10 protein-coding genes are annotated in these 16826 nt (G+C 61.1%); 7 read left to right on the top strand and 3 right to left on the bottom strand.

All coding sequences use genetic code 11. From position 1 onward, the window contains the following. Positions 1 to 9: 9 nt before the first annotated feature. From tsaC to phoR, 3 genes are all read left to right on the top strand, one after another. Positions 10 to 591, top strand: a complete 582-nt coding sequence (gene tsaC / locus SKTS_RS18145; protein WP_173068472.1) for an L-threonylcarbamoyladenylate synthase type 1 TsaC — start codon at positions 10 to 12, stop codon at positions 589 to 591. A gap of 67 nt (positions 592 to 658) precedes the next feature. After that, positions 659 to 1348, top strand: coding sequence for a phosphate regulon transcriptional regulator PhoB (gene phoB, locus SKTS_RS18140; RefSeq protein WP_173068469.1), 690 nt, complete (start codon positions 659 to 661; stop codon positions 1346 to 1348). A 43-nt stretch (positions 1349 to 1391) separates the two neighbouring features. Then, positions 1392 to 2702, top strand: coding sequence for a phosphate regulon sensor histidine kinase PhoR (phoR, locus tag SKTS_RS18135; protein ID WP_173068466.1), 1311 nt, complete (start codon positions 1392 to 1394; stop codon positions 2700 to 2702). A 68-nt stretch (positions 2703 to 2770) separates the two neighbouring features. On the opposite strand, the gene SKTS_RS18130 is transcribed toward phoR, so the two are convergent. Beyond that, on the bottom strand, positions 2771 to 4393 hold the full coding sequence (locus SKTS_RS18130) for a hypothetical protein (RefSeq protein WP_173068463.1): 1623 nt from the start codon (positions 4391 to 4393) through the stop codon (positions 2771 to 2773). A gap of 79 nt (positions 4394 to 4472) precedes the next feature. Continuing rightward, complete coding sequence (locus tag SKTS_RS18125; protein ID WP_173068460.1) at positions 4473 to 8285, bottom strand: DUF3683 domain-containing protein; 3813 nt, start codon at positions 8283 to 8285, stop codon at positions 4473 to 4475. A gap of 306 nt (positions 8286 to 8591) precedes the next feature. Here SKTS_RS18125 and SKTS_RS18120 point away from each other — a divergent pair, with 306 nt between their 5' ends. The 4 genes from SKTS_RS18120 to SKTS_RS18105 all read left to right on the top strand — a co-directional run bounded on the left by SKTS_RS18120 (position 8592) and on the right by SKTS_RS18105 (position 14273). Next, complete coding sequence (locus tag SKTS_RS18120) at positions 8592 to 9413, top strand: CHASE domain-containing protein (protein WP_173068457.1); 822 nt, start codon at positions 8592 to 8594, stop codon at positions 9411 to 9413. Next, positions 9406 to 11964, top strand: coding sequence for a PAS domain S-box protein (locus SKTS_RS18115; RefSeq protein WP_173068454.1), 2559 nt, complete (start codon positions 9406 to 9408; stop codon positions 11962 to 11964). Before SKTS_RS18120 ends, SKTS_RS18115 begins: the two co-directional genes overlap by 8 nt. Positions 11965 to 12132: 168 nt before the next feature. Then, a complete protein-coding gene (locus tag SKTS_RS18110) occupies positions 12133 to 13623 on the top strand; it encodes a hybrid sensor histidine kinase/response regulator (RefSeq protein ID WP_173068451.1) in 1491 nt (496 codons plus the stop codon). Further along, positions 13620 to 14273, top strand: a complete 654-nt coding sequence (locus SKTS_RS18105) for a response regulator (protein WP_173068448.1) — start codon at positions 13620 to 13622, stop codon at positions 14271 to 14273. Before SKTS_RS18110 ends, SKTS_RS18105 begins: the two co-directional genes overlap by 4 nt. A 15-nt stretch (positions 14274 to 14288) precedes the next feature. Here the strand turns inward: SKTS_RS18105 and SKTS_RS18100 are convergent, their stop codons facing one another. After that, positions 14289 to 16688 carry a sensor domain-containing diguanylate cyclase gene (locus tag SKTS_RS18100; protein ID WP_173068444.1) on the bottom strand — a complete coding sequence of 800 codons (2400 nt, stop codon included), beginning with the start codon at positions 16686 to 16688 and terminating at the stop codon, positions 14289 to 14291. Positions 16689 to 16826 lie beyond the last annotated feature (138 nt).

Raw genomic sequence — 16826 nt, 5'->3', positions numbered from 1 at the left:
CTCTAAGTCATGTCCCGTTTTTCAGCGGCGACGGCGGTTCTGACCGCCGCACTGGTGCGCAAGTTGCGCGCTCATGTCAAACAGGGCGGGGTGATCGCCTACCCGACCGAGTCCTGCTACGGCCTCGGCTGCGACCCGCGCAACCGCCGCGCGGTCATGAAACTGCTGCGCCTCAAGGGTCGTCCCCAGCACAAGGGGCTGATCCTGATCGGGGCTGATTTCGGCCAGTTGCAGCCCTATGCCGCATCCCTCAGCGCCGAACAATGGCGCACCGTTGCGCCTTCCTGGCCCGGGCCGGTTACCTGGCTGCTGCCTGCTGCGCACGCGACGCCCGCCTGGTTGCGCGGCGGTCATCAAAGCATCGCGGTGCGCGTGAGCGCGCATCCTCTGGCCGCACGCTTGTGCCAGACGCTGGGTATGGCGCTGGTTTCAACCAGCGCCAACCGATCCGGACTGAAACCGGCCCGGAGCTACGCGTCATGCTTCACCAGCTTCGGCAACGATGCGCTCGTGGTGCCCGGCCTGATCGGCAGACGCAGGCGACCATCGACCATCATGGATCTGGCGAGCGGCGGGGTGATGAGAAAGTGAAATTTGTCACCAGCTTGTAATATTCCTGACATATTATCCTCGCAGGTTAAAAGTCAAGGACACGGTCATGGCGGCAAATATTCTCGTAGTTGAAGACGAACCGGCGATTCAGGAATTGCTGGTGTTCAATCTGCAGCAGGCGGGCCACCACGCGATCAGTGCGGTCAGCGCGGAACAGGCGTACACGCTGCTGCGCGACGCCTTGCCCGACCTGATCCTGCTCGATTGGATGCTGCCAGGCGTGAGTGGGATCGAGTTTGCCCGCCGCCTCAAGGCAGAGTCCTATACCAAGACTATTCCAATCATCATGCTGACGGCGCGCGGCGAGGAGCAGGACAAGATCGCGGGCTTCGAAACCGGCGCCGACGATTACCTCACCAAACCTTTTTCGCCGCGCGAGTTGATGGCGCGTATCAAGGCGGTATTGCGCCGTCGCGCGCCGCAGATGACCGACGATCCGGTGGAAACCGGGGGCTTGCGTCTCGATCCCTCCGCGCATCGGGTCACCGGCGGCGGCCGGCCGATCGAGCTCGGACCGACGGAGTTCCGTTTGCTGCATTTCCTCATGACTCACGCGGAGCGAGTTCATTCGCGCGGGCAGCTGCTGGACAAAGTGTGGGGGAGCCAGGTATTCGTCGAAGACCGCACCGTGGACGTGCACATCCGCCGCCTGCGCCGGGCGCTGGAAGAAACCGGGCACGAACACCTGGTCCAGACGGTGCGCGGTTCCGGCTACCGTTTTTCAGAAAACGGCTGATTTCGTTTACCATGGCGGGCATGCCCGATTTGAAGAAAAACTGATGCACGGCCTGATCTGGTCCCTGTTTTGGCCGCCATTACTGGCGGCAATGGTTGCGCTGCTGGTGTGGCCGTTGTTCGGGCCGTCGCTGGCGCTGGGGATGTTCGCCGCGTTCCTGCTGGTGCTGCTGTTACACCACGCCGTCAATTTGCGCGCGCTGGCGAACTGGCTGCTTGCGCCCCCTGGTGCGGAAGTGCCGGATGGTTCCGGCGCGTGGGGCGAAGTGTTCAACGTGATCTACCAGTCCGGCCGGATTCAGTCGAGCAGCCAACACCAGCTGAGTGCCGCGCTCGAGCGCTTCCAGCGCGCGGCCGAGGCCATGCCTGACGGCATCGTCATGCTCAACGAGGCCAGTCAGATCGAGTGGTGCAACCCGGTGGCGGAAACCCAGTTCGACATCAGCAACCAGCGCGATCATTTGCAGCGCATGGCCTACCTGGTGCGCCAGGAGCAGTTCACCGACTACCTCAGCGCGCAAAACTACGCCGAGCCGTTGATGATGAAGTCCTTGCGCAACCCCGACCTCACCCTGTCGATCCAGCTGGTTCCTTTCGGCGACCGGCAGAAGCTGCTGCTCAGCCGTGACGTCACGCAGCTGGAACGGGTAGAAACGATGCGCCGCGACTTTGTCGCCAACGTCTCCCATGAGTTGCGCACACCCTTGACGGTGGTGGGCGGGTTTCTCGAGACCTTCGAGGATGCCGAGCAGATCAACATGCAGCAGAGTCGGCGCCATTTCCAGTTAATGCTCGACCAGACCCGGCGCATGCAGGGTCTGGTGGATGATTTGTTGACGCTCTCGCGGCTCGAGAGCAACCAGGAAAGGATGTCAGAGGAAGCCGTGGACGTGTGTGCCCTGTTGCAGATTCTGCACAAGGAGGCATTGTCCCTCAGCGACGGGCGCCATCACTTGTCCCTCGAGCTCGCCACGGACAGCAAGTTGCTCGGCAACGAGCGCGACTTGCGCAGTGCTTTCGGCAACCTGGTCAGCAACGCAGTGCGTTATACGCCGGAAGGAGGGGACATCGAGTTGCGCTGGGAGTTGAATAACGGCGAGGCGAGGTTCTGCGTGAAGGATAGCGGGATCGGCATCGATCCTCAGTACATCAGCCGGCTCACGGAACGGTTTTACCGTGTGGACCGGGGGCGTTCAAGGGAAACCGGCGGCACCGGTCTGGGGCTGTCCATCGTCAAGCACATCCTGACGCGCCACCAGGGTCGCCTGGAAATCCACAGCGAACCGGGCAAGGGCAGTCTGTTCTGCGCCTGCTTCCCGGCACGGCGGGTGATTGAATCGGGAAAAGCCAATTAACCACGGGGTGCACGGGGAAAACAAGAGCTTTGATCCCCGTGTGCCCCGTGGTTAAAATGCCGTAAAGGCTAATACATAACTTCGCTGACAAAGGTGACACGCTCGAAATTGGCACCTTTTTCCAGCAGCGCAACGAGCTTCGCCTCTTCCATCTGGCTGCCGTAAATGTGGATGCGCTTGCCCGGCTGGAACCAGCCGATGGGCAGCACCAGGCTGGCGGGTTCTTTTTTCTCCGGCACGGCGGAAAGCAGGAACGCCGGGACAAAATGGCCGGCATCCTTGGGGTTGAGCGTGACCTGGCGTGCCGCCAGCGGCGTGGGAAATCCGGGCAGGGCGCGGGTGCCGATGTTGAGACTGCCATCCTCGTTCATTACCAGCCAGCGCACCACCGCCAGGGTGAAATGCTCGCTCGCTTCCGGGCGCAGGGCAAGCAGCAGGTTCTGGCTGATCCTTTCCCCATCGCCGCTGCGCGACAGGCGGAAGCCGCCCGCGCTCTGGTCAAGGCAGCGCCAGTTCTCCAGCGTATATCCCAGTCGTGCGACGAGCAGTTTCTCCGTTCGTTTGGTGACACGCCCGTACATGCGCATGTCTTCCATGATTTCGGGTGCCAGGTCGAGTGTTTCGCCCGGTTGCTTGAAAGGAGTGGCGTCGTTGAGGAAGAAATGAATGGCGGGAAAAGCAAAGCACAGCTGCACCGCGGTTTCGGCGCTGTCGCGGTTGTGCGCGCGCGTCGGCAGCACTTCGCACCAGCGCCGGTAAAGCATGGAGAGGAAGGCTTCGCAGCCGGGCTGGATGCAGTCGTCGCCGAGCCCGATTTCCGCAGAATTGCCGCCGCTGCGCAGAAATTTGATGCGCTTCCTGAGCGACACGGCGGTTCGCTCGGTGTCGAGGAAGCGTTTTTCTTTCATCATCTGGCCGGTGTACATCGCCGGGCCGCTTTCGCCGGACAGGTCCACCGCCACCAGGGGCAGCGTCGGCGTGGGCGGCTGCTCCCTGCTCAAAGGTGCGCGGGCGGACCATTTGTCGAGCCAGCGGTCGAGTTGCAGCAATTGCCGGGAAGACAGTTGTTGCGGGTCGGCCAGGCTCAGCAACAGGGCCTTGGCATAGGTCGCCTCGCACGAATCGCTGCCGTCTTCGCGGTTCAGGATGTCCTTGATGCGCTTGGTTGCCACGTCCTGCGCTTCGGCGAAGGCGTACAGGGCGTGCAGCTCGCGCCACACCGCGGATGGAACGCAGCGGTAGGCCTGGCCGAACTCCAGCATTTGCATGACCAGGCAACTCATCGTACGCTGCGTGATGAGCGACGAGAACGGGGCGACCTCGGCATTGCCGTCGATGTTGGCTTGCAGGCACAGGCGGTAATTTGCAGCCAGGGTCTGCCACAACAAGGCGACGTTATTCCAGGCAGTCTGCTCCAGTGACGAGAAAGGCAAGGGCTTGCTGCGGTATTTCTTGCCCAGTTCGCCAGCGATGAACGCCACGGTTTCGCGCATGAGTTCGAGGGTTTTCAGACGTTCCAGCGCGGAGAGCGAAAAGTGGCTGAGCAATTCGAGCTGTTGCTTGAGTTCGTCTTGTACAGCCTGGATATTGGTGAGTGGTAATTCCTTCACCCATTGCTTGCATGCCGTTGCGGTGGTGAACTCGGGGCGCGGCGCGGCCGGGTCGATGGCGGGAAGATCAAGTTTCAGCATTCGGCTCTCAGCTTTCAGTAGTCAGCATTCAGGTCACGGTTTTGTTTCAAGCTGATAGCTGACTGCTGATCGCTATCAGTTAGAGCAGCACCCGCTCGATTCCGCCGTTCGTTGCCTTGTCGATGTAATCCGTCTGCCAGTTCTCTCCCAGCAGATGGCGCGCCATTTCCACCACGATATAGTCGGAGTCGATGCCTGTGTCATCATTATAGCGGGACAGCCCCTGCAGGCAAGACGGGCAGGATGTCAGAATCTTAATGTTTGCCGCCGCATCGTCGGCCCGGATGGCGGCCGCACCCTTGAGCAGCTCCTCCTGTTTGCGGAAGCGCACCTGGGTCGAGATGTCGGCACGCGTTACCGCCAGGGTGCCGGATTCGCCGCAGCAGCGGTCGGACAGGCGCACGTCCCCGCCCATCAGTTCCTGTGCCACCTTGAGCGGCGCGTAGGTTTTCATCGGCGTGTGGCAGGGGTCGTGATACATGTAGTGGCGGCCGGTCACGCCTTCCAGACGGATGCCCTTTTCCATCAGGTATTCGTGGATGTCGAGCAGGCGGCAGCCGGGGAAGATTTTCTCGAACTGATATTTCAGCAACTGGTCCATGCAGGTACCGCAGGACACGATCACCGTCTTGATGTCTAGGTAGTTCAGGGTGTTGGCGACGCGGTGAAACAGCACGCGGTTCGCCGTGGTGATGGCCTGCCCCTTGTCGTCGTCGCCAGCGGAAGTCTGCGGGTAGCCGCAGCACAGGTAGCCGGGCGGCAAGACTGTCACTGCGCCGATGTCGAACAGCATGGCCTGGGTGGCCAGTCCGACCTGGGAGAACAGGCGTTCCGAGCCGCAGCCCGGGAAATAGAACACCGCGTCCGACTCCTCGGTGAGCTTGGCGGGGTTGCGGATGACCGGCACCATGGTGGCGTCTTCCAGGCCCAGCAGGGCGCGGGAAGTCCGGTTCGGCATCTTGCCCGGCATCGGCTTGTTGATGAAGTGGATGACCTGGGCGGTCAGCGGCGGCTTGCCCACGGTGGCAGGCGGGTGTTGCGTCTGCGGCTTGACCAGGCCGAAGTGCTTGCCCACTTCGTAGCCCAGGCGCTGGGCCTTGTAGCCCCAGCCGATCATGACCTGGCGGATGGCCTTGATGGTGCGCGGGTCGGTGGCGTTGAGGAACAGCATCGCGGCGAAGGAGCCGGGATTGAATTTCTTCTTGCCCTGGCGGCGCAGGAAGTTGCGCATGGCGATCGAGACATCGCCGAAGTCGATGTTCACCGGGCAGGGGTTGAGGCACTTGTGGCACACCGTGCAGTGGTCGGCGACATCGTTGAACTCGTCGAAATGCATCAGCGAAACGCCGCGCCGCGTCTGTTCCTCGTACAGGAAGGCCTCGATCAGCAGGCTGGTGGCGAGGATCTTGTTGCGCGGGCTGTAGAGCAGGTTGGCGCGCGGGATATGGGTGTTGCATACCGGCTTGCACTTGCCACAGCGCAGGCAGTCCTTGATCGAATCCGCAATGTCGCCGATCGCGCTCTGCTCCATGATGAGCGATTCGGTTTCCAGCAGGCTGAAACTGGGAGTGTAGGCGTTGCGCAGGTCCGCGCCGGGCAGCAGCTTGCCGCGGTTGAAATAGCCATGCGGATCGACGAGCTGTTTGTAGGCGGCGAACCGGCCGATGGCCTCCTGGTCGAGGAATTCCATCTTGGTCAGGCCGATGCCGTGCTCGCCGGATATCACGCCGCCCAAGGCCTGGGCCAGGTGCATGATGCGCTCCACCGCCTGGTTGGCAGCCTTGAGCATGGCGTAGTCATCGGAGTTGACCGGGATGTTGGTGTGCACGTTGCCGTCGCCGGCGTGCATGTGCAGCGCCACGAAGACGCGGCTTTTCAGTATCTTGGCGTGGATCGCATCGCAGGCTTCCAGGATCGGCTGATACTCGCGCCCGGTGAAAATGGTCTGCAGTTCGCGCTGCACCTCGCGTCTCCAGGAGACGCGCAGGGTATGGTCCTGCAGCAGTTCGAATACGGTGCGGCGCTTGTATTCGACTTCTGGCGGCTGGAACTTGAAGCCTTCGATCGGGGCGTCGAGGTTGTGCAGCATTTCGTGCCAGCGGGTGTGCACCTCAGCCAGCATGTTTTGCGCGCGCAAACGCCGCGATTCGGTGAGTTCCGGATCGGCGATGGTGTCCTCGTCCTGGAACAGCGGCAGGTCGCCCTTGAGGAAGAGTTGCAGCGCCTCGACCAGCTTCAGCTTGTTCTGGATCGACAGCTCGATGTTGATGCGCTCGACGCCGTCGCAGTAGTCGCCCATGCGCGGCAAGGGTATGACCACGTCCTCGTTGATCTTGAAGGCGTTGGTATGGGCGGCGATGGCCGCGGTGCGGGCGCGGTCGAGCCAAAATTTCTTGCGCGCGGCCGCGCTCACCGCGATGAAACCCTCGCCGTGGCGGCTGTTGGCCAGCTTGACGATTTCCGATGCCGCTTCGCCGGCGGCGTGTTCGTCGTCCGAAACGATGTCGGCCAGCAGCACCATCTTGGGCCGTTTGGGGCGATTCGCCTTGGTGGCGTAGCCGACCGCCTTCAGATAGCGTTCGTCGAGGTGCTCCAGCCCCGCCAGCAGGGCCTTGGGGTGGGCGTCGATGTAATTCTTGATCTCGACGATGGCCGGCACGGCATCGCGCACCTGGCCGAAAAATTCCAGGCATACCGTGCGGGTGTGGGCCGGCATGCGGTGCAGGATGAAGCGGGCCGAGGTGATGATGCCGTCGCAGCCTTCCTTCTGGATGCCGGGCAGGCCGCACAGGAACTTGTCGGTGACGTCCTTGCCCAGGCCGGCCTTGCGGAAACACTGGCCGGAGACGCTAAGGATTTCCGGCTCGCCGAGCAGCGTCTTGCCGTTGGTGTCGAAGCGGCTGATGCGGAAGGAAACGGCTTCGGCGTCGTGGATCTTGCCCAGGTTATGGTCGAGACGCTCCACTTCCAGCCACTTGGCGTCCGGCGTCACCATGCGCCACCACGCCAGGTTGTCGAGCGCGGTGCCCCACAGCACGGCTTTCTTGCCGCCCGCGTTCATCGCCACGTTGCCGCCGATGCACGAGGCGTCGGCCGAAGTCGGGTCCACCGCGAACACCTGGCCGGCATCTTCCGCGGCTTCCATCACGCGCCGCGTCACCACGCCCGCGCCGCACAGTATGGTGGCGACCGGTTCCGTGACGCCGGGTAGGGCGATGGTCTCGACCGCGCCCAGCTTATCCAGTTTTTCGGTGTTGATCACCGCGCTCAGCGGGTCGAGCGGGATTGCGCCTCCGGTGTAGCCGGTGCCGCCGCCGCGCGGAATCAGGGTCAGGCCGCACTCGATGCACGCCGCGACCAGCGGCGCGATCTCGCGCTCGGTGTCGGGATGAAGCACGACGAAGGGGTATTCGACGCGCCAGTCGGTGGCGTCGGTCACATGGGACACCCGCGCCAGCCCGTCGAACTGGATGTTGTCGCGGCGCGTGTGCGGCAGCAGCTTGGCCAGCACCTTCTTGCGCAGCTTGCGCGTCTGCTCGAAACCGCTCTCGAACTTGTCCACCGCGCGGTGCGCGGCGTGGAGCAGCTGCAGCACCTTGTGGTTTTCCTGGCGGCGCTCTTCGATGGCGCCGAGCCGATGGCGCAGCGCATTGACCAGGGCGACCTGGCGCTTGCGGTTGGCGAGCAGGTCGTCCTGCAGGTAGGGATTGCGGTTGACCACCCACAGGTCGCCCAGCACTTCGAACAGCATGCGCGCCGAGCGGCCGGTTTTGCGCTCGCCGCGCAGTTCTTCCAGCACCCGCCACATCTCTTCGCCGAGGAAACGGATGACGATTTCCCGATCGGAAAAGGAGGTGTAGTTGTAGGGGATTTCGCGCAGGCGGGGGGTCATGGGAAAGTGGGCTTTTTCAAAGTATTTATTCTAACCGATAGCCTTGCGGAACGGCAGCAGGATTGTTTGCGTGCGAATGGACGGTAGAAAACTCTACCGAGCTGTTATATTGCCTTGGGCAAATTTAACCTTTGATGCTGCCCTGATGCGATTGGCAAGTTATGATCCAATTTAAGGGTATTTTTGCGGTTATCAAGTTAAGGGGTGGATTCCGGCTGGCGCATATGTTCCTTGGATCGACGCCAGGGCAATAGGCAATCAGAACTGAATGCACGTTATATTTTTTACACCTGAGTAATTTTTTGCATGCCGCTTCGATCTTTCAATTCTGGGAAAGGTGGAATTTTTTTACCTTTCCTGCCGTGGCTGATCCTGAGCATCGGGCTCGCTGTCACATACATCGGTCATGGCATTGCGCAACAGCACACCAAAGAGGTGCTGCAGGAAGAATTCAAATTCCGCTTCAACGAAACCGTCGCCAATATCGAGAGACGCCTGTCCGGCTACGATCTGGTGTTGCGCGGTGCGGCGGGGCTGTTCGTCGCTTCGGATTCAGTTGACCGCGACGAGTTCCGCAAGTATGTGAGCGAATTAAACCTGGAATCCCGCTATCCGGGCCTTCAGGGAGTGGGGTATTCCCTTCTGGTCGTCCCGGACGACAAGGAGCGGCACATAACAGAAACCCGCAGGGAAGGGTTCGCAGGCTATGCCATTCGGCCAGAGGGTACGCGCGATATCTATACCAGCATCATTTATATCGAGCCTTTTGACTGGCGTAATCAGCGTGCCTTCGGTTATGACATGTATTCGGAGCCGATACGCCGAGCCGCGATGATGCGCGCACGTGACGAAAACCAGGTGATCGTTTCGGGAAAAGTGACGCTACTGCAGGAAACTGACAAGGACAAACAGGCCGGTTTCTTGATGTACGTTCCGGTGTACCGTAACGGCGTTACGCTCGACACCCTCGATGCGCGCCGCGCCAACCTGACGGGTTGGGTGTATGCGCCGTTCCGCATCAACGACCTGATGAGAGGCATATTGGGCGCGCACGTGCGCGAAGCCGGGGAGGCTCGACCTCGAAATCTACGACGGCGACACGCCATCGACAAAAAGCCTGATGTATGACACCAACGGCAGAATCGAGTTCTTGTCTGGATTGACGCGCTCGGTATTCCAGTCGGCCAGAACCATCAGCGTCGGCGGACGTGACTGGACGATCGCCCTGTCGTCTCTGCCCGGCTTCGAGTCCAGGCTGAGAAGCGACAAAGCCCGCATCATCGTTGCTGCCGGTGGCGCCATCAGCCTGCTGCTTGCCACGATCGTGTGGCTGCTGATAAGCGGACGCGCGCGCGCTTTGGCCGTGGCCACCGGCATGACCCGCGAATTGAGCGCAAGCGAATCCCGCCTGAAAGCCTTGTTCGAACACATGAGCAGCGGTGCAGTGGTGTACCAGGCAACGCCGGATGGCAGGGAATTTTTCATCACCGCCTTCAACCGGGCTGCCGAGAGAATAGAGAAGGTTCGGCGCGAGGATTTGATTGGCAAGAACGTGGTGGCGGTTTTCCCCGGCGTGGTGGAGTTCGGCCTGATCGAGGTGCTGCGGCGCGTGTGGAAAAGCGGCGTAGCGGAATCTTTCCCGGTTTCCTGGTACCAGGATAAGCGTATTGCCGGTTGGCGCGAGAACCATGTCTACAAATTGCCCGACGGGGCAGTGGTGGCGATTTACGATGACGTCACCGAGCGCAAGTTGGCAGAAACCGCGCTGCTCAAGTCCCTCCAGGAAATCGAGGATCTTTACCACAACGCGCCTTGCGGTTACCACTCGCTGGATAAGAACGGCGTCTTCCTGCAGATAAACGATACCGAACTGGGCTGGCTGGGCTATGCCAGGGAAGAGATCGTGGGGCGCACCAGGTTCAGCGATTTGCTCAGCCCCGAGAGCGTCCGGATATTTGACGAGAATTACCGCGCCTTCATGCAGCGCGGCTGGGTCAAGGACCTGGAATATCAACTGATACGCAAGGATGGCTCGTTGTTGCCGGTGCTGCTCAGCGCCACGACGATCAGGGATGAAGACGGCAATTACCTCATGAGCCGCTCGACGATGTTCGACATTACCGTGCGCAAACGGGCGGAACTGGCATTACAAGCCGGAGAGCGGCATACCCGGCAGCTGCTGGACAACCTGACGGCCGGGGTCGTCGTCCACGCCCCTGATGGTTCGATCAGTTATACCAATCTGGCCGCGCAGACATTTTTCAGGTTGAGCGGCGAAGCGTTGAATGCCAGGACCGTACCTGATTTAACCTGGCGCCTTCTGCGCGAGGACGGCAGTGCAATGGACCCGGACGAGTGGCCGACGCGAAAAGTGCTGGCGTCCCGGCAGCCCTTGGAGAATTACGTGGTCGGCGTGGCGCTGAACGCGCAGGAGGAAACGCGCTGGGCACTGGTCAACGCATTCCCGGATTTCGACGCCGACGGCGCGGTTACTCAGGTCGTTGTGTCGTTCCTGGATATCACTGAGCGGATACTGGCCAAAGCGCAATTGCACAGCGCCAAGGCGGAGCTGGAGCACATTCTGAATGTCAATCCGGCGGTTACCTACCAGATCAAACTGGGTAGTAATTCAACCCTTTTCCGCAGCAAGGGCGTTGTCGATATGTTGGGTTATGCGGTGGAAGACTGGCAGGACCCGGGGTTCTGGCTGTCGCATGTTCATCCCGATGACAGGGAAAAGGCATTGATGGCGCAAAACCAGTTGCTGGAGAACGGGACGCTGCAACATGAATATCGCTTCAGGCATCAGGACGGCCGCTGGGTCTGGATCCTGGACCGGGTCAACTTGGTGCGCGACCAAAACGGCATGGCACTGGAACAGGTCGGTGCGTGGCTGGATATCACCCCGCGCAAACAGGCCGAGATCCGCCGCCAGGCGGCGGAGGAAAGACTGCGCCAGCTCAACGAGGAGCTGGAACGACGCGTGGCTGAACGTACCGGGCAGCTGGAAGCGGCCAACAAGGAACTGGAATCCTTCAGCTACTCCGTTTCCCACGATCTGCGCGCGCCGCTGCGGAGCATAGACGGATTCAGCGAGATACTGGAGAAACGGTATGTCGAGCGTCTGGACGATAGCGGCAGGGATTACCTCGGGCGCGTGCGCCGCGCCAGCCGGCGCATGGGCGAACTGATCGACGACCTGCTGCTGCTGGCCCGCATGACCCGCGCCGAACTGCGCAAGGAACCGGTCGACCTGAGCCGGATGGTGTGGTCCATGGCTCGGGAGATGCAGGAGGCTGAACCGCAGCGCCGGGTCGAATGGGTCATCCAGGACGGGATAATGGTCCAGGCTGACAGCCGTCTGATAAAAGTGGTGCTGGAAAACCTGCTGGGCAACGCATGGAAATTCACTGCCCGTCAAATCGAGCCGCGCATCGAATTCGGCATGATCGAGAGAGAAGCTGAAAAAGTCATATTTGTACGGGATAATGGAGCCGGTTTCGACATGCAATATGCCGGCAAACTATTCGGCGCTTTCCAGCGCCTCCATGCGGTGGACGAATTCGAGGGGACGGGGATCGGGCTGGCAACGGTGCAACGCATTATCCATCGTCACGGTGGCCGGGTTTGGGCGGAAGGGCAATCAGGCGCTGGCGCTGTATTCTATTTCACGCTATAAACCCGTGTCAGGGAGGAGCGAAATGTCGAAAAAAATAAACATGCCGATGGAATGCAGCTTCGATGGTCTGGAATTGGCTTTGGTCGTTCTTCAGTCTGATGGCATGAAGAGTGAACTCGTGCGTCAGGCGGGCCAATAGTGACGTCGCTGCAACAAGGCGTGCAGAGCATGCCAGAGGGCACAAATGCGCGCGCACTGCGCTTGTTGCTGGTAGAAGATTCCGCCGACGATGCCGAGTTGATTGACGTCGAATTGACTCTCGCCGGGTTCGAGGTCGCCCTGACGCGGGTGGAATCCGGACCAGAGATGAAAGACGCCCTGGAAACCCGGGCCTGGGATGCGATTATTTCCGACTACAGCCTCCCGGCGTTTTCCGCCGAGGCGGCGCTCGCCACGCTCCAGTCCAGCAAGCTCGACCTCCCCTTCATCATCGTTTCCGGCCATGTCGGCGAAGAAACCGCCGTTGCTCTGATGAAAGCCGGGGCCCATGATTTCGTGATGAAAGGCAGGCTGGCGCGTCTGGCGCCTGCATTGGAGCGCGAATTACGCGAAGCGGCCATGCGGCGCGAGCGTCATGAAGCGCAGGAGCGGATGGAAGCCAACGAGAAGCTGCTGCGCGCGATGTCTTCCGCTATGGGCGACGGCATCCTGGTCCTGGATCGGGAAAACCGCCTGATCTTCATGAACCCGGAGGCGGAACGCCTGCTCGGCTGGAGCGAACACGAACTGGCCAACCGCGATCTTCACGACACGCTTCATTCCCACAAGAAAGCTGACGCCCCTCACTCCCGCGAGACCTGTCCCATCCTCAACATGACCAAGCTGGGCGGACTATACCGCTGCTACGACGACGTTTTCGTGCGCAAGGGCGGCCAGCCCCTTACCGTGTCCTACGTGGTGACGCCGATCGTGGAGCAAGGCGAAATCGTTGCTGCGGTGACGGTGTTCCAGGACATCACGGCACGCAAGCAGATGGAAAATGAATTGCGCGAATCGCGCAGGCAGTTGCGGGCATTATCCGAGTTCCTGCAAACCGTGCGCGAAGAGGAGCGCAGACGCATCGCGCGCGAGTTGCACGACGAACTCGGCCAGGCCCTGACCGCTCTGAAAATCGATCTGGAATGGCTTCAGCTCCGGAACACTTCGCCAGATGACAAGGTGGCGGGGAAACTGCTCTCCATGGGGCAGATGCTGGGGAAAACCGTCGAATCGGTGCGCCGCATCGCCGAGGATTTGCGCCCCGGCATGCTGGACGACCTGGGACTGGCGGCGGCCATCGAATGGCAGGTGGAACAGTTTCAGGAGCGCACCGGCATTCGCTGCGAACTGTCCATGAACCGCGACGAATTCGAGCTTGAGGACCGTGTCGCCACCTCGGTGTTCCGCATCATCCAGGAAGCGCTTACCAACGTGGCGCGACATGCGGAGGCCGATGCGGCGAATATCACGGTGGAAGAGGCCGACGGCGAAATCCGCCTGGAAGTCCGCGACAACGGGAAGGGCTTTCAGCCCACTCCCAAGAAGCGTTCATACGGCTTGCTGGGCATTCGGGAACGCGTCAACATGTTGGGAGGAGAAGTGGAAATCCTGAGCAAACTGGGTGATGGAACGCGCGTGCGGGCCACTATTCCGCGCCATATTCTGGAGCCAGAACAATGATCCGCGTCCTGATCGCCGACGATCACACCATCCTGCGCGACGGATTGAAGCAAATCCTCGCGGAGTGTCGCGACATGGTGGTGGCAGGCGAGGCCGACAATGGCCTGGATGCGCTGAAAAAAGTGCGCGAAGAGGAGTGGGGCGTGGTGGTGCTGGATATGTCCATGCCCGGCAAGAGCGGTATCGAGCTGGTCAAGCAGATCAAGAGCGAGAAGCCGAAGCTGCCCATCCTCATCCTCAGCATGCACAAGGAAGACCAATACGCCGTGCGCACGCTCAAGGCCGGCGCCTCTGGCTACCTGTGCAAGGACAGCGCCTCGGCACAGCTGGTAAGCGCCATTCGCAAAGTCGCCGGCGGTGGCGTTTTCATCAGCCCGGAGGTGGCGGAAAAGCTGGCGTTCGATCTGCACCACAAATCCGATGCCCCGCCCCATACCCTGTTGTCGGACCGCGAGCACCAGGTGTTCATGATGCTGGTCCAGGGCAAGGGCCTCACCGAGATCGCCGACGAACTCAATTTGAGCGTCAAGACGGTGAGCACCCACAAAACCCGCATCCAGGAAAAGATGAACACCAACAACCTGTCCGCGCTCATCAAATACGCCATCAAGCATGGCCTGCTCGACGAAGTGGGCGATTTGCCCGACTAAAACCCCTGCCGCGCGTCAGAGTGCGGTTTCGAAAAACCGATAGCTGTTCCGCCCCGCCTTTTTTGCCGCATACATCGCCATGTCCGCTTTTTTCATGAGCTCCGTCGCATCGTCTGTTCCGTTAGAGGGGTGAATCGCGATGCCTATGCTGGTAGTGATCTGGAGGATCTGCTGGTGCGCGGCAATCGGCTCGCTCAGGGCCGTAAGAATATTGTCCGCTACCAGCGCGGCGTCCTGCGGGTGGGCGATCTCGGACAGCACGATCACGAACTCGTCCCCGCCCTGGCGGGACACGGTGTCGCCGCCGCGCACGCAGGCCGCCAGCCTGGTCGCCACCACCCTGAGCAGTTCGTCCCCGGTATCATGCCCCCAGGTGTCGTTGATCTGCTTGAAATGGTCGAGATCCATGAACATGACAGCGAGGGCGAGCTGGTGGCGCCCCGCCTGGGCAAGGGCATGGCTGAGCCGGTCCATGAGCAGGCGACGATTGGGCAGCCCGGTGAGCGTATCGTAGTAGGCCAACTGGCGAATTTGCTCCTCGCTTTCGCGCAACGCCCGCTCGATACCCTTGCGTTCGGTGATATCGAATACCGTCGAGCGGCTCGACACATAGCGGTGCGCGTCATCGTAGATCGCCGTCGCGTTCAGCAGGGCCGTCAGCGTTGTGCCGTCCTTGCTCACCATTTCGAATTCCAGGTCGTGCACCGCCCCGCTTTCCTTGAAACGCGGGAAGTTGTTCAGAAAAGTCTGGCGGCTGGCAGGGGTAATCAGATCGGTGAAATGCAGCTTGCCGACCACCTCGTCGTGCGTGTAACCCAGCCATTGCAGCTCGGTGTGGTTGATGCGGATGAACAGGCCGTCCTGGTTCAGCGAGTGATAGCCGCACGGCGCGCGTTCGTAGAGGTCCTCGATTTCCTGCGCCGCCTCGAGTGCCTGTGCCTCGGCAGTTACTTGTTCGGTGACGTCCTGCACCGTTCCTGCCGAGCGCAAAGGCTTCCCCTGTGCGTCGTAGAACGTTTCGCAGTGTTCCTGGACATGCTTGATCCGCCCGTCCGGAAACAGCAGGCGGTGGGTGATTTCGTAGGGCTGATGGTTTTTCACCGAAGCGTGGTAGGCTCGGTTCACCATGTCCTGTTCCTCCGGGTGGACGAGGTGCAGGAAGGACTCGTAGGAGGCGCCGAAGCGGGCCGGGTCGATTTCGAAGATGCGGAAGATTTCGTCCGACCAGAGCAGGGCGCCGCTGAGCAGGTCCAGTTCCCAGCTGCCCACGTGGGCGATGCGCTGGGCCTCGTCGAGGCGCTTTTTGTGTTCCCCGAGGACGCGCCGGGCTTGCAGGTTGGTGCGCAGAAAAAACATCCCGCCGCTCACTGTCGCGATCAGCATGGTACCGGCGACCACCAGCAGCAGGAACAGCCAGCGGCGCTCCTGCTCGAACACGACGATGTCGGGCAGGCGACGCAGCGCAAAAATATCGATGGCCGCATACGCGTCGTTCCGGGACGCGATGAGCAGCGGCAAGCGCTCGTTTTCGAGGCGCTGCAGCGAGGGATAGCGCGGGTCTCCCCAGGAATGCAGCAACAGCGGCGTAAAAGCCTTGCGTTTGTAGCGCGCCAGCATTTCGGCTTCAGGCAGTGCGGAAACGCGCGCGCCGGGAAGCGCGCGCATAGCCAGGCGCTGGTCGCGCGCGAGGATGATGACGCCGCTTTCATCCGCGACAAACGCGTCGGCCTGATCCACCCAGAAGGAAAGATTAGCCAGGTCTCTCTTTACCGCCACCGCGCCGATGAATCGTCCGTCGACGATCACGGGAAAGGAGAAAAACAGGCCGGGAATACCGGTTTTTTTTCCCACCGCATACTGTCGACCTGGCCGGCCCTGGCGGGTTTGCACGAAATATGCCCGATCGGCGAAATTGGTGCCGACCAGGCTGTCCGGTTTGCGCGCGTTGCTCGATGCGACGCAGTCTCCGGCTGCATTCATTACCCAGATCATGTCGGTGCCGAGATTCTTTACGGTGAGTGTAAGAAACTGGCTGAGCGCATCCAGCGCTGCATCCTCCGTCCAGCGCTCTTTTCTTTGCTCATCCGGCAGCGGGGAGGCGGGGGCGTCCGGGCCGAAACGCAGCAGCGCCTTGCGGACGCTGTTCTCGCTGGCGAGCAGGCTGGGGATGCCCCGCAGGTATTCGAGATCGCGGTCGATATTGTGGGCGACGATATCGGCCTGTTGCTCGGCGCGCTGGGTTTCATGCGCGACGAGAAATGTGGCGCGGGCGTTGAAATGGCGCTCGGCGATGAGCCAGGCGAGAACGCCCCAGAACACGACCAGCAGGCCCGCTATCCGCAAATGGGCGAGCATGCGGGGGGCGTGGTCAGCTGCGAACGTTTTTCCCGCCTCTACATGCTTCATATCAGCCATGATATGCATCCGTGTGGAATGTCCCTATCTTAGCCTTTCAGGCTGCATGAGAGAAAGCCCCCGTTCCACTTGTCCGACTTCGGTTATCGGATAATTCCTATCCCCCTCGCCGCTTTCCCACAATCAGATTCAGCATAC

Origin of the sequence: Sulfurimicrobium lacus, assembly GCF_011764585.1 — a bacterium.
Classification (GTDB): domain Bacteria; phylum Pseudomonadota; class Gammaproteobacteria; order Burkholderiales; family Sulfuricellaceae; genus Sulfurimicrobium; species Sulfurimicrobium lacus.
Note: the sequence above shows the minus strand (reverse complement) of the source record. Positions and strands in the feature narration are given on the sequence as shown.

Excerpts from the sequence above, each read along its gene's own strand:
- tsaC (WP_173068472.1), top strand. The coding sequence starts at position 10 with ATGTCCCGTTTTTCAGCGGCGACGGCGGTTCTGACCGCCGCACTGGTG.
- phoB (WP_173068469.1), top strand. The coding sequence starts at position 659 with ATGGCGGCAAATATTCTCGTAGTTGAAGACGAACCGGCGATTCAGGAA.
- phoR (WP_173068466.1), top strand. The coding sequence starts at position 1,392 with ATGCACGGCCTGATCTGGTCCCTGTTTTGGCCGCCATTACTGGCGGCA.
- SKTS_RS18130 (WP_173068463.1), bottom strand. The coding sequence starts at position 4,393 with ATGCTGAAACTTGATCTTCCCGCCATCGACCCGGCCGCGCCGCGCCCC.
- SKTS_RS18125 (WP_173068460.1), bottom strand. The coding sequence starts at position 8,285 with ATGACCCCCCGCCTGCGCGAAATCCCCTACAACTACACCTCCTTTTCC.
- SKTS_RS18120 (WP_173068457.1), top strand. The coding sequence starts at position 8,592 with ATGCCGCTTCGATCTTTCAATTCTGGGAAAGGTGGAATTTTTTTACCT.
- SKTS_RS18115 (WP_173068454.1), top strand. The coding sequence starts at position 9,406 with ATGTATGACACCAACGGCAGAATCGAGTTCTTGTCTGGATTGACGCGC.
- SKTS_RS18110 (WP_173068451.1), top strand. The coding sequence starts at position 12,133 with ATGCCAGAGGGCACAAATGCGCGCGCACTGCGCTTGTTGCTGGTAGAA.
- SKTS_RS18105 (WP_173068448.1), top strand. The coding sequence starts at position 13,620 with ATGATCCGCGTCCTGATCGCCGACGATCACACCATCCTGCGCGACGGA.
- SKTS_RS18100 (WP_173068444.1), bottom strand. The coding sequence starts at position 16,688 with ATGGCTGATATGAAGCATGTAGAGGCGGGAAAAACGTTCGCAGCTGAC.